General features: G+C 57.2%; 9 protein-coding genes and 2 pseudogenes. 4 read left to right on the top strand and 7 right to left on the bottom strand.

Annotated features, from left to right (window positions below; translation table 11 throughout):
* Positions 1-73: 73 nt before the first annotated feature.
* The 3 genes from A3AU_RS0121060 to A3AU_RS0121050 form a co-directional block, all read right to left on the bottom strand.
* On the bottom strand, positions 74-1,144 hold the full coding sequence (locus A3AU_RS0121060) for an ABC transporter ATP-binding protein (protein WP_027054629.1): 1,071 nt from the start codon (positions 1,142-1,144) through the stop codon (positions 74-76).
* 13 nt (positions 1,145-1,157) lie between these two features.
* Entirely contained in the window at positions 1,158-2,999 is a 1,842-nt protein-coding gene (locus A3AU_RS0121055; protein ID WP_081709619.1) for an ABC transporter permease subunit, read from the bottom strand.
* Between the two features lie 318 nt (positions 3,000-3,317).
* Positions 3,318-4,436 carry an ABC transporter substrate-binding protein gene (locus A3AU_RS0121050; protein WP_027054627.1) on the bottom strand — a complete coding sequence of 373 codons (1,119 nt, stop codon included), beginning with the start codon at positions 4,434-4,436 and terminating at the stop codon, positions 3,318-3,320.
* 658 nt (positions 4,437-5,094) lie between these two features.
* Here A3AU_RS0121050 and A3AU_RS1000000140450 point away from each other — a divergent pair.
* Positions 5,095-5,470: pseudogene (locus A3AU_RS1000000140450) on the top strand (ISNCY family transposase); the annotation flags it as partial.
* 163 nt (positions 5,471-5,633) lie between these two features.
* Here the strand turns inward: A3AU_RS1000000140450 and A3AU_RS0121035 are convergent.
* The 3 genes and pseudogenes from A3AU_RS0121035 to pdxR form a co-directional block, all read right to left on the bottom strand.
* The gene (locus A3AU_RS0121035; protein WP_027054626.1) at positions 5,634-6,092 is read right to left on the bottom strand and encodes a hypothetical protein; all 459 of its coding nucleotides are present in this window, start codon (positions 6,090-6,092) and stop codon (positions 5,634-5,636) included.
* Between the two features lie 422 nt (positions 6,093-6,514).
* Positions 6,515-6,691: pseudogene (locus A3AU_RS01000000135785) on the bottom strand (MOSC domain-containing protein); the annotation flags it as partial.
* A 158-nt stretch (positions 6,692-6,849) separates the two neighbouring features.
* Positions 6,850-8,355: a MocR-like pyridoxine biosynthesis transcription factor PdxR gene (pdxR, locus tag A3AU_RS0121020; RefSeq protein ID WP_027054625.1), complete on the bottom strand. Its 1,506-nt coding sequence runs from the start codon at positions 8,353-8,355 to the stop codon at positions 6,850-6,852.
* 72 nt (positions 8,356-8,427) lie between these two features.
* Here pdxR and A3AU_RS01000000135780 point away from each other — a divergent pair, with 72 nt between their 5' ends.
* Genes A3AU_RS01000000135780 through A3AU_RS0121005 form a run of 3 tightly spaced genes read left to right on the top strand, consistent with a single transcriptional unit; the run spans position 8,428 to position 11,285 of the window.
* On the top strand, positions 8,428-9,660 hold the full coding sequence (locus tag A3AU_RS01000000135780) for a trans-sulfuration enzyme family protein (protein ID WP_081709612.1): 1,233 nt from the start codon (positions 8,428-8,430) through the stop codon (positions 9,658-9,660).
* A gap of 52 nt (positions 9,661-9,712) precedes the next feature.
* Complete coding sequence (locus tag A3AU_RS0121010) at positions 9,713-10,615, top strand: dihydrodipicolinate synthase family protein (protein WP_027054624.1); 903 nt, start codon at positions 9,713-9,715, stop codon at positions 10,613-10,615.
* A 34-nt stretch (positions 10,616-10,649) separates the two neighbouring features.
* A complete protein-coding gene (locus A3AU_RS0121005) occupies positions 10,650-11,285 on the top strand; it encodes an FMN-binding negative transcriptional regulator (protein ID WP_027054623.1) in 636 nt (211 codons plus the stop codon).
* A 742-nt stretch (positions 11,286-12,027) separates the two neighbouring features.
* On the opposite strand, the gene A3AU_RS0121000 is transcribed toward A3AU_RS0121005, so the two are convergent.
* A complete protein-coding gene (locus tag A3AU_RS0121000) occupies positions 12,028-12,822 on the bottom strand; it encodes a helix-turn-helix transcriptional regulator (RefSeq protein ID WP_027054622.1) in 795 nt (264 codons plus the stop codon).
* Between the last annotated feature and the right edge of the window lie 115 nt (positions 12,823-12,937).

The following is a 12,937-nucleotide window of genomic DNA, read 5'->3' as shown; positions in this document are numbered from 1 at the left end:
CTTGGCGAAAGGCGGTGTTCGGTCGCGCCCAATGCTCTACGAGGGCGCACCAAAAGTCCAATTTGATCGAGTGTCAATTCAAAACGGTAGAGTTCCCCATATTCCAAGATACTGACACGGGAGTGCCGTTGGCAAATCGAGTTTGCCCTCTGTTTTGTTGCTTGACGGTTATGCTCTCGTTTCCGCAGCGAACCACGTACCGGGTCAACTCGCCCAAAAACAACGCACTTTCAACAACTCCACTAAGGACATTTTCCACGTCAGTAACCGCGCCCTGCGGCCAGATGTCGATATGCTCCGGTCTTACGAAGAGCCAACCGGAGTCACCACGTGCCTGCCCGTTTAAGCGCGACACGCCGGAAGCGTGATCGCCAATAGTCACCTTGCCGGCCCCGCTATCTATCCGGTCGACCCGACAGGGCAGCAGATTAGATTCGCCGACAAAAGATGCAACGAAGCGGTTCGTTGGATTGTAGTAAAGGTTGTTGCTATCCGCGACTTGCACGAGCCTGCCTTCGTTGATCACAGCAATTCGATCGGACATAACAAGTGCTTCGTCTTGGTCGTGGGTGACGAAGACAACCGTCATGTTCAACTCTTTTTGAATGCGCATGATCTCGATTTTCATGTGCTCACGCAAATTGCGATCGAGAGCACCAAGCGGCTCGTCCATGAGCAGGAGGCTCGGGTCAAAGACGATCGCACGAGCAAGGGCAATTCGTTGCTGCTGTCCGCCAGAGAGCTGATTAGGAAAGCGATCGCGATACTCACCCATCTTCACGAGTTCCAGGGCACGGCGTACTTTCTGCTCAGTTTCAGCCTTTGCAACGTTACGAACCTTGAGTGGGAAGGCAACGTTTTCAGCAACGGTCATGTGCGGAAACAGCGCGTAGTTTTGAAAAACCATGCCGATACCACGTTCATAGGGCGGGACGTCCACGATCGAGCGACTGCCGAGCATAATGTCACCGCCACTGGGTTGCTCGAAGCCGGCGATCATCTTCAGCGCGGTCGTCTTGCCGGAGCCGGATGGCCCAAGAAACGTTACGAATTCGCCCGGATCTACGTTGAGATCAAAGTCGCGCACAACGTGGAGCCCGCCGTACCATTTCTGAATTTTTTTCATTTCGAGGCTGGTGGACATTGTTCGCTACCTTTCATTGTCCGATGCTAGCAGAGGTACGTCTGTCGTGCCGCACCTTGATCCACAGCGTTGTCAAGATCGCTGCCGTCACGAGAAGGACGATAAACGCCGAGGCCGCACTAAGCAGCGGATTGAGCTCGTATTTGATATCGTTCCAGAACTTGAAAGGTAACGTCAGCGTCTGCCTTCCGATCATGAACATTGTTATAAGCAGTTCGTCGAACGAAGTCAGGAATGCAAGCAAAGCCGCGGTTAGCAGCGCCGGCTTTAAGAGTGGCAACGTAACTAAACGAAGAACCTGCATCGGGCGCGCGCCATGAATAGCAGCTGCTGTCTCTAGCGACTGGTCAAAACTACGCAATGCAGCGGCCATGATGACAACGACATAGGGTACCGACAGAAGCACATGACCGATAACCAGTCCGGCAAAGCTTCCAAGCAAATGGATTCGTGCCTCAAACATGTAAAGCGCAGTCGCGATAACGATAACAGGCACCATAAGAGGCGACAGTGAGAACAGGAACAATGCTCTCTTGATCGGTAGCGTGGTACGCACAAGCCAGAAGGCGCCCATGGTCCCAATGATCGTGGCAAAGATTGCAGAGACTGCCCCGAGTTTGACAGAGAATAGGAATGACTCGTGCCAATCAGAGGCGTGGAGCAATTTTTCCCACCACTGCAGTGAGATCCCTGGGGGAGGAAATACGACAAACGAGGACGAGCTGAATGAAAGCATGAAGATGACGATCAGGGGCGCTGTCAGAAACAGAAGAACGAGAATCGTGTACGCCCAAAGCCAGCGCGCATTACGTGTCAAGAACGGTTTGGTTATCAAATGTATCAGGTGCTCTACTGCGGTCAGAGCCGGATGCATTGCCTGCTTAGCATTGCTGAATAACTGCGACTTCGATCGCGCCGCTCGATTGGTATTCTCGACAGTCGACGACGACCAAATCATCTCAAGAGGGATAAATAGACTCGCAAAGAAAAGAATCAAGAGCGTGACTAATAGGAGTACGAATGCTGACGCAAAGCTCATTTCGAAGTTTAAAAGCGTCGTCAGTTGGGTAACGATCAGCTGCGTTATCATTGCATCGCGCGGCCCGCCGAGAAGTGCAGGTGTAATGTAGAAACCAATCGAAATGATAAACATCAGTACCCCAGCAGAAAAGACGCCTGGTAGCGATAGAGGGAGATAGACGCGGAAAAAGGCTTGCACCGGCTTTGCGCCGAGTATTTGTGCGGCGCGCGCCGCATTATGGTCTATACGCACCATCGAGGAGTACATTGTGAAGATTGCCATAGGAAGCAGCACGTGCACCATCCCTACAATAACGCCAAAGGTAGTGTTGAGAAGCGGCAGCGGCTCATCGATGATTCCGAGCCAGATCAATGTGTTATTTATGGGTCCTTGGCGACCAAGGATGATCATCCAAGCGTACGTCCGAATGAGGAATGCAGTGAACAGTGGCACGAGGATGAACAAGGTCACAATCGACAAAGCGCGCGACTCAATCTGAGTAAGCAGGTAAGCAACGGGATAAGCGACTAACAAGGACAGAAGTGTTACGGCAAACCCGACTTTTAGTGTTTGCAACATGACGCTGAGGTTCGTCTCGTCGGAGAATATGCGAACATAGTGCGAGAATGTCAGCTTGCTGCCTTCGACGCTGCCCCAAATAATAATCGATAGTGGGATGACGAGGAATCCAACTAAGAGCACTAAAATTGGCGTGGCAATGATCGTGCCTCGGATCCATCGCCGCGCTAATAGCCCGCTCAGCAGGTTTTTGCTCCTGGGCACATTGCCGACTGCCGCCCCCGCGACTTTTCGTTTTGCCAGGAGAGTGGTCATCTGATTTTGCTCCTCCCTCAAATCCCTCATGTTCGGTTCAATTTCCTCTTAACAATGACCGACGGCACAGAGGCAACTTTCGGAATTGATGCTTGTGTTTTGTGCGCCGACCACTGGGCCATCTCGTCGAGCTCAGCATTCTGCAACAGTGCAGCATTGATTTTCCTTCTTCAAGAGGCGGCCGACGTCTCCATCGAACCGCCTCTTTAACTTTTTTACTTCATCGGACAGCAGTAGTATTACTAGCCCTGTCGTACTGGCAATTGGAACACTCGGCTCAGAATGCGTTGCAGCAAAGCTTGCAGGAGCGCAGACCGATTATTTTGCCAACTCCGCTTGGCAACGTTCGACCGCGTAATCGAGGTTTGTCTTACCGTCAGGCCTGGCCTCTGACCACCAAGCGTAGTCTTGTGTGATCTGTTTCGGTGCGATCGACGGGGCACCCGGCAAGTTTTCGGCCAGTTCTTTCGGAAGGAGTTTGTAGGCGTCTCGGTTCACAACGCCGTAAGGAATTGCTTCGGCAAAGGCCGCTTGCGCTTCAGGACGAGCGATATAGGCAAGGAACTTTGCAACGTTTTCTTGATTGGGTGACCCTTTTACGACCACCCAGTCGTCGTACTGCAAGAGGGATTGATCCCAAGACAAAGCTACCGGTGCGCCTTGCTTCTGCAAACTGAGAATTCTACCATTCCACGCCGAACCCATATCGGCTTCGCCATCAATGAGACTCTGCGGAGCCAAACCACCTTCGTCCCAACCCCACCAGCGCCCGACGTTGGGGGCAATTTGCTTTAGCTTGGCAAAGGCACGATCAAAATCGAGCGGGTAAAGCTTTTCAGGCGGAACGCCGTCACCCAAAAGCGCTCCTTCGAGCAAACCGCCATAGAGAGTATTCCCACAATTCGGAAGAGCGCGCTTCCCCGGGAACTTCGCTACGTCGTAAATGTCAACCCAGTTTTCGGGATGCTTAGTGCCCTGTGGATATTTTGTGGTGCTATAAGTCGGAACGACAGAGTAACTGTTAGAGCGAAATGAATATTCACTTCTGGCCTCTTCGGGGATGCCTGCAAGCGTTTCCTTCGAAAAATAGCTGTAATTGATCTTATCGACGAACCCTCTGTTGATCCAACTCGGAACTTCACCTCCGCTGACGAATGTCAGGTCTGCTTCGGGCTGCCCAACCTTCACCGAGGTCATGAGCTTCGCATTGTCAGTCGGAACGATCACTACCTTGATGCCGGTGTCTCGCGTAAATGGTTCGAACCACGCTTTTTTGCGGGCGTCGTCAAATGCTCCTCCGCCGCCAGTTGTGGTAACGAGTTCGCCCGACCCTTTAAGATTGTCGGGGATTTCATCCGATAGCGCAGCCGTTGGCAACGATGCCAACAGAAGAGCCGCACTAACTGCAAACTTCATGGTTGTAATTTTCACGGTCATTCCCCTGATTTTAGTGGGTTCACTCCCAGTTGCGTTCATTGTGTCGCGACGACGGGAGCGTTGCGCGCGACACATCGGCCTTTGCTTCTTCCCTCCACTGCTGTTTCGAACTTATGTCTCGGTTAGCTCCCGATCCCCGCCGGTATGCATCTGTAGGCAGATATGCACCGCCGATCAGGACGCTTTAACCAGCTGAAGAATGCGTGCGCGTGCGGATTAGGAAGTTTGTATCGGTCTCGAACCATTCGCCCGATTCACGGGCAACGATCCAACATGCTCGGGGGCCAGTCGCTCTCGATGTCCCTCTTCCGAAAAAGCTGGATGAGGGTTTGATCGGGGCCGCGCGGAGCAACATTGTTATGGTTCCCAGATTGTGTTATATCATTTTGTCATTGCACTATATCATTCTCACGATATGACGCAATAAAAAATTTCGCGTTCGAGTAAGGAATGGCGGAAAACGGACCTGATCTCCTTGAAGTCGCTGAGTCCAGCCGCGGCAACAAACGCTTCTCTGCTCAATACGGCCGCGCACACTGCGTACGGCACGTTGACACCTACGCGTGCTAACCCATGCTCTCGCCGCTCGGCTGGGAACACATCAATCTCACGGGTGAATATCGGCAAAACCTTCGTAGATCCCCACCCAGCTAGCGGCCTCAGAGAGGCAAACGTCTATGCATTGGAGTTCCTTACGGATTTCAACGCCCGCGGCGCGATGTGCCGCTCAGAGTTTCGCACGCTATCCCAGGCTTTGACGCTGCGCTGACAAGGTGCTTTTCCTTCTCGATCCCAACGCCTTCGCGCCGCACCTGGCCGACAAGAAGGTGGTCATCTGCGACTATCCCGACGGCCGGCTCGAGATTATTGAAGGGCAGCACGTCCCTGCCCTACAGAACCTTCGGCAAGCTACGTTCGGTTCATAGATCAGAGGTGGTCGAGAAAAAGCCCCTCGATACCCTCTCGCCAGGATAGCCGAGATGCAGGCTGGCCGAGAGTTGAAGCGCAGCCAATATGGTCCACGCCGCGCCGGGTAGGATCGATTCGGCACGCGGGGCGCGGAGAGACGCGTCGCAGAACGAGATCCTCGACATAGACGACTTCACCGAAAACCCAATTGATAGCAGCCGAGTCGAAGCAATGCCCCGACTCGAGGCCAGACCGTAACGGTTTCGCTCGCCTCCCCTCTCGGCCCACTCACTTGTGCGGCATGCAATAGACGCCCTCGGATTCCATTAGTACCGCGCCACCCTTCAACTCGCTCAGTGCGCCGACCCACGCTTGCGAATAAGTGCGGCTGGCATCCACCGCCGTCAGCCAAAGAACGCGATTGTCGGCCAGTTCGACTTTAACTTCCTGCTGCAAAGGGCTCCCCTGCACGGTCTGTTGATAGTGGCGTTTGATCCTGACATTGCTGGCCGGGAACTCGGCTTCGTTGCTGCCGTAGTTCAGCACAAATCCAGTGTGGTCCTCAGCCACTGAGCAACTGCCATCGCGCTCGCACACGATTTTGGCTGAGGTCTTGCAGTCCCATTTCAGTGAAGCCGGCCACATAGGGTTGTCCACGTTTGATCGCGGCTTGTCGCTCTGACCAGCCGCCGCCAGCACTACGCCTGTGTTCATAATCACAGTGGACAGGAGAAGCGCCTTGAACACTTCAAACCTCTCTGAATTGTAACCCTCATAGTACCCCGTCCTGCGTGATCGCCTGGCTCATGGCATGTTGAGATTGAACCAGCTTTTCTGGCGCACGCCGCTCGCGTCATCATACTCGATGAACCAGGGCTTTCCGCGCATCGGTCGAGTGATGGTGTAGTAGGTGGGGCCATTATCAAGGGAATGCCCTCGATCGTTTCCCGCGGTCTGGATTGTTGCCGCAACCACCTTACCGCCGATTTCGATCTGGACCGGACGTGATCGGTCTCCATGATGCCCGCCGACGGCGTTGTTTTTGAAAACAACGGGCGAGGAGAGCCTATCGGCCGAAATGCGGCAGATGTTCCGTTCTTGACCTAAGCCCGGCCGATCGGATTGGGAGCTGCCAACCGCTTGCCAGCCAGACGGACAATCCTCATAGCTTCGATTAGCGTCACCTCGCGAACGTCGGGACGCGCGGAATAGGTCCCCGTTCCAAGGTAGTAGCGATCTCCGACAATGCCTTGGCCGGCAATAAGCTGCGCCTCCGCCAGTTCCTCCATTTCATAGGAGGCAGCGGGTGCGATATGGATGTGAAGCAGCTTTCCTCGCCAGGTCATCATCGCTCTCGGAAATTCGTCTCGTGAAAACCCTGCTGCAAAGCTAGCCTGGTCAACAGCACCAGTTGCATCGCGTTTTCCCAGTCCAGCTGGGCCCGTCCAACGAATGCGGGGAAACCCAGGACGGTGTCCTCGCCAGTTCGCCATGCCTCGCTGTTTTAGCGACCGTGTCCCGGCAACGCGTCTTGCATCTGCTTGACAACCTCTCGCAAGACCTCGACGCCCTTCTCGATCTGCCGAATGCTCAAGGCGGCGTAGCCCATAACAAGCCCGACGCGGTCGCTGCGGCCTTGGTCCAACTGCCGCCCGTAAAGGGGCGAGATCAGGTGTAGCCCCAAGCCCACGCTTCGGGCGGCTTCGACCAGGGTCGTTTCGCACAATCGGGGCAGGTCATTGAACCAAACGACGACGTGCAGTCCGGCATCTGCTCCCTGGACTGCAATGCGATCTCCAAAGCTGCGCCGCACGGCGCCCAACAACGCCTCCCGACGCTCGCCATTCATTCTGCGCACACGACGCACATGGCTTTCGTACCCGCCACTCTCGATCAAGGAGGCCAGGGCCTCCTGTTCGGCCACGGGCGAATGCCGGTCCGCGAATTGTTTGGCGGTTGCAAAGACCTCCTGCAATTCGGGCGGGACAACGAGGTAGCCGATGCGCAGCATCGGAGAGAGCGTCTTGGAGATCGTGCCGAGGTAGATCACAGCCCCGGGGTCCTCGAGACTGTGCAGCGGAGGGACCGGATTGATGTCGTAGCGATATTCGCTGTCGTAGTCGTCCTCGATCACATAGGCGTTGTTGTGCCGCGCCCATTCCAAAAGCTGGTGGCGGCGCGCGATCGGCATGACGCCGCCCAGCGGAAACTGATGCGATGGCGTGACATAGGCCAGTCGTGCCTCAATCCCCACAAGCAACTCCGTCTTCATCCCGTCCTCGTCGACGATGACGGGGATGGGCGAAGCACCAGTGCTGGCAAAGACCTGACGCGCCATCTTGTAGCACGGATCCTCGATGACGAAGCCGTCGGCGGGATCAAGAAGCAGGCGCGCGCACAGATCGAGACCCTGCTGCGAACCGTTGACGATGATGATCTGCTCGAGGTCGCAGCTCAGGGTTCGGGCGCGCCAAAGATAGCCCTGAAGCGCTTGGCGCAACCGGCGAGAGCCCCGAGGATCGTCGTAGGCAAGGCGCAAGGGCCGCTGCCCCATCGCCTCGTTCATCACACGTTTCCAGACCAATGCAGGGAAGTCTGACGGCGCCAGGTCGCCATAGCGGAAATCGACCTTCAGCCCACTCGGCAGATAATCCGGCCAGGGCGGCGTGACGCGCAGTCGGCCCCCATAGGCGGACAGAAGAACCGGGCCGACCCGTTTGGCGGGAGTGCGGCCTGTCTCATGGCCGATCAACGAAGATGCAACGCGAGGTCGTGCGCCTTGACGGACTTCGATGAAACCTTCGGCAGCCAATTGCTCGTAGGCGATCGTGACCGTGGTTCGCGAAACGCCGAGGTCATTTGCAAGGCCCCGCGAGGACGGCAGCTGACTGCCGGTTGCATAGACGCCGCCGAGGATTTGCTCGCGAAGTGCCACGCAGATCTGGCGCGCACCCATCGCGTGCGAGCGACCTGCAGAACCGGCACTTGAAGACTGGCCCATTTCATTCATCGCCAACTGGATATTTTACATTAGCCAGTTTGTCGTCAATCTTCCAGAGACCCAGGAAGATGTTGGAGGCCCATGACTCGCTCTTTTCAATCAGAAACCGACGCTCTCGCACGGTCGCTCAACGAATCCGGCCTCGGATTTGCCACCCGGGCGATCCATCATGGCTACGATCCAGCCGGCTTTTCCAATGCCGTTCAACCGCCCGTCTTCTTGACCTCTACCTATGGATTCGAAAGTGTGGCGGCGAACGAAGCCGCCGCCGCGCTTGGCGGAAGGCTCTATGCGCGCGAATACAATCCGACAACGGAGATTCTCGAACAACGGCTCGCCAATCTGGAAGGAGCCGAGGCGGGTCTGGTCGTTTCTTCGGGGATGGCGGCTTTCGGCACGCTGATCCTGTCACTCCTGTCCCAAGGCGACGAACTCATCGTCCACAGGACCCTTTATGCGAACACGCTTGCCATGGTCGAACAGGCGGTCCCCCGTTTCGGCATCAAGGCCGTCGCGGTCGACCTGTCCGATCCTCACAATCTCGATGCCGCGATCACCGAGCGGACCCGGCTTGTTTTCTTCGAGACACCGGTGAATCCGCTGAGCCGAATCCTCGACATCGCTGCCATTGCTGAGCGCGCCCACGCGCGCGGTGTAAAGGTTGCAGTCGACAGCACCTTCGGCTCGCCCGCGCTCCAGCGACCGCTTGAACACGGGGCCGACATTGTGCTCCACTCGCTGACCAAGTACATCAACGGTCATGGCGATGCCCTTGGCGGGGCGATTCTCGGTGACGCGCAAACGCTCCGCACGCTGCACGAAACGGGCCTGCGCTACATCACCGGCGCCGCGCTCTCGCCCATGTCAGCCTTCCTGATCCTGCGTGGTCTGAAGACGCTCACGCTGCGCATGGAACGGCACAGCGCCACGGCCCTTGCGGTGGCTCAGGCACTCGAGGCGCACCCGGCGGTGACATGGGTGAGTTATCCCTTCCTCGACTCGCACCCTGATCGGGTGACGGCGCGAAAGCAGATGTCCCAAGGGTCGGGCATGTTGGCCTTTGGCCTGCACGCAGGATTCGAAGGCGCGCGCCGGATGATGGACCGGCTCAACCTGATCACCCGGGCTGTCAGCCTCGGCGATGCCGACAGCCTCATCTATCATCCTGGGAGCCTGACACGTGCTCGTCAGCCAATCCGCAAGGATGCGCATTTGGCCGATGGCGTCGGCGAGGACCTCATGCGTCTCTCGGTGGGTCTTGAAGACGCCAATGACTTAATCGCCGACCTGCGGCAGGCTCTGGACGCATTCTGATGACCTGTCGTGCGGCCACCCCTGCGCTGAAGCAGAAACATGGAGCTTTGCCATGGCGTTCCTGAGCGGTCTTTCCGCGTTCCCCATCACCCCGAGCAATCATGACGGCCGAGTCGATACCGTTGCTTTACGCAGGCTGATTGCTCGGCTTAGCGCTGCTCAGGTCGATTCCGTCGGCCTTCTCGGCAGCACCGGCACATACATGTATCTGTCGCGCGAGGAACGGCGAAGGGCGCTCGCCGAGACCTTGGACGAGATCGCAGGACGAATGCCGGTGGTGGTGGGTGTGGGCGCGCTGCGCACGGACGAAGCAGTGAGGCTCGCGCAGGACGCCAAGGCCCTTGGAGCTGCCGCGGGGTTGCTAGCCGCCACCTCCTACACCCCGCTCACCGATGACGAGGTGTTCGAACATTTCTCTACAGTGGCGCGCGAAAGTGGCCTGCCAATCGTCGTCTACGACAATCCAGGAACGACGCATTTCCGTTTCACGCCAGCACTCGTCAGCCGCCTGGCAAAGGTGGGGGGCATCATCGCTATTAAGAATCCGACGGACAAGCCCGATGCAATCAAGAGCCATCTGGCCGACCAGAGGCGCGCTGTGCCGGAAGGTTTCTCGATCGGTTACAGCGGCGACTGGAACGCCGCCGAGGCCATGATCGCCGGAGCCGACACATGGTACAGCGTCCTCGCCGGCATCCTGCCCGAGGTCTGCATGAAGATCGTCACGGCGGCGCGGAGGGGCGATGCGGCCGAAGCGCGACGGATCGATGCCGCGCTTGCGCCCCTCTGGGGCCTCTTCAAAGAGTTCTCGAACCTTCGGGTCGTTTATGCACTCGCCGAATTGTTCGACATTTGTCGTGCCGAACTCCCGCGTCCCATCCTGCCCCTCCCCGCGCCAGCGAAGCGTCAGATCGCGGCGGCTTTGGAACGCTTGCCATCAGACGCCAGCCGGTGAACAGCGAACCCGGCGGCCCGTGAAAGGAACTGTCATGTATGTACCCGCGCATTTCGATGAACCCAGCCGAGAAGCCCTTTACGAACTGATCGAGAACAACGCGCTCGGCGTGCTGATAACCCATGGACGCAGCGGCCTCGACGCCAATCACATCCCCTTCGAACTCGACACGTCGCAGGGAGAAAACGGTACCCTTCGCTGCCACGTCGCACGCCACAATCCGGTCTGGAAGGACGTGGCGACCGGCGATGAGGTGCTTGTGGTGTTCCGCGCCGGCGACGCCTACATCTCGCCGCAATGGTATCCAAGCAAGCAGGAGTTCCACAAGCAGGTGCCGACCTGGAACTACATCGTCGTCCATGCAACGGGACGGATCACAATCCGCGACGACGAACGCTATGTCCGCCGCAATGTCGCAAAGCTTACTCACAGGCACGAAGCGACCCAACCTGTCCCGTGGAAGATGGGGGATGCACCGAGGGACTTTATCGACACAATGGTCAAGGCGATCGTCGGTCTAGAGATCGAAATCACCCGCCTTGTCGGCAAGGCCAAGCTCAGTCAGAACAAAGAGCTGCGCGACATTCAAAACGCTGGTGAAATGGTCAACGCCCAAGGGGATCATCCGATTGGTCAGGCGATGCTGGCAGCCGCCGCCAAGAAAGGCTGAGGGGCACGGCTTCATGGTCCTTGCTACGCGCCGCGAGGCACCCTCAATGCTTGGCCCCTGGCTGTGCCTGCACAGCCTACGGGGCAGGTGCCTCAATCGTGAGCCCGACCTTTGTGTCATCCATTCGCCCGCGCGAGGGGACGCCGCTTCGGCATCACTGCCCGTCACTGGTGCAAGCGGCCGGCCACACCTAGGGTTCATTGTGGCTATGGTTCTTGCCTGAGCGCGCCTGCGCCATTCCGCCGGTTGTCGGCGACCCGCAAGCCGGGGTATATGCGCGGCAAGGGTGTACTTATGTTTGAACGGATACTGCCTTTTTTCCTGGGGCTGGCTTTGCTGTTGAGCAGCGGCTGCGCACGCAGCGAGGATGGTACGGTGACTATTCCAAGACCGCTGGATGCTAGGCGATTCTTTGACAAAGAGCCGCCTCGCCTGCAACAGCCACAAATCGAAGCCAGCGTGTTTCCGGTAGCGCCACAGGAGCCGGAAAGGTTCGAACCGCGCCGTACGGCAACTCACAAGACATCAAGGAGACGCATATCGCCGGTCGCTAGTCCTCCGCTCTCCTCTTCCGGACCGCACAAGCCGCTTGTCTGCAAGAACGTCAGCGAGTCCGGCAAGCGGTACCGTATGGTTTGCGAATAGCCACTTGGTTGACCACCGTTCTAGCCTCGGAGCGTCGCGTCGCCTTTTCGAAGCCCTATTACCGGCGAGCCCTTCTCGCGAAACGCTTGGCGACCGATCAGAACAGTTTTTGGAAGAAGAGTCCGAGCTCTGTCGCGATCGCAACCGCATGCGTCAAGCTTTTGGCGCCCAGCTTGGCCCGTGCCAGATCAAGATGAAATCGAACTGTGCGAGGCGACAGAGACAATATCTCTGCGGTCCTCTTGACCTTCTCTCCCCTCGCGTACCACTTCAGACATTCGATTTCTCTATCAGAGCAGGCCGTCGGATGGAGGGGCCTTCCTTGGATTCGCCTGATAGCATTGTGAAGTTCGCCGGCGAGAGGCTGGAAGTCACGAACGTGGGATTTGAGAAACGCCTGCCACCCTGCTGCGTTCTCGTTGCTCGTTACGCTCAGAATGCCGCGTTCGCCGTCAGCACCCCTAACCGGGATCGTGACGCCATGCTTTCCGACCCCATGTTCCCTCGCTTCACCGAAGAACGTGCGCACGGACTTGTCCGATAGGTCGATCTCCTTCCAATCGACCAAGGTTACTGCACGCAGCCCATCGAGAAGCACGGGATCGATGTCGAAAAACCTCTTGTCGATGTAGCGTTTCACCCAGTCAGGCGAATATGTGGTCACATAGAATGGCTGACTCGGCTCCTCGTAAACCGGCCTGACGGTAAGGAAGGCGGCCGTCTCGAGGCCGTAGGCTTTGACAATTGTGTTCAAAAGCTCCGTTGCGTCCGTAGCGGAGGCAACTGCCCCAATTCGCTCAGTTATGCCATGAAGATCAGACACAGATTGCGCCATCTCCAGCCATACCTCCTTGTCTCGACCTGCCGCTGTCCAAGCCACCCCGGCGGTCATCTACTAAGGTTGTTCATCGCGAAATTCCAGCGTCTCACGACGTGTCAAAAGTGACAGGCGAAACCGCCAGTATACATCGGTTGCAACCCGCATTATTCCAGATTGGATGACCACA

Origin of the sequence: Mesorhizobium erdmanii USDA 3471 (genome assembly GCF_000472705.1) — a bacterium.
Classification (GTDB): Bacteria; Pseudomonadota; Alphaproteobacteria; order Rhizobiales; family Rhizobiaceae; genus Mesorhizobium; species Mesorhizobium erdmanii.
Note: the sequence above shows the minus strand (reverse complement) of the source record. Positions and strands in the feature narration are given on the sequence as shown.

What these genes read in the sequence shown, in the direction of transcription:
- A3AU_RS01000000135780 (WP_081709612.1), top strand. Translation starts at nt 8,428, where the DNA reads ATGACTCGCTCTTTTCAATCAGAAACCGACGCTCTCGCACGGTCGCTC.
- pdxR (WP_027054625.1), bottom strand. Translation starts at nt 8,355, where the DNA reads ATGAATGAAATGGGCCAGTCTTCAAGTGCCGGTTCTGCAGGTCGCTCG.
- A3AU_RS0121000 (WP_027054622.1), bottom strand. Translation starts at nt 12,822, where the DNA reads ATGACCGCCGGGGTGGCTTGGACAGCGGCAGGTCGAGACAAGGAGGTA.
- A3AU_RS0121005 (WP_027054623.1), top strand. Translation starts at nt 10,650, where the DNA reads ATGTATGTACCCGCGCATTTCGATGAACCCAGCCGAGAAGCCCTTTAC.
- A3AU_RS0121055 (WP_081709619.1), bottom strand. Translation starts at nt 2,999, where the DNA reads ATGACCACTCTCCTGGCAAAACGAAAAGTCGCGGGGGCGGCAGTCGGC.
- A3AU_RS0121050 (WP_027054627.1), bottom strand. Translation starts at nt 4,436, where the DNA reads ATGACCGTGAAAATTACAACCATGAAGTTTGCAGTTAGTGCGGCTCTT.
- A3AU_RS0121060 (WP_027054629.1), bottom strand. Translation starts at nt 1,144, where the DNA reads ATGTCCACCAGCCTCGAAATGAAAAAAATTCAGAAATGGTACGGCGGG.
- A3AU_RS0121010 (WP_027054624.1), top strand. Translation starts at nt 9,713, where the DNA reads ATGGCGTTCCTGAGCGGTCTTTCCGCGTTCCCCATCACCCCGAGCAAT.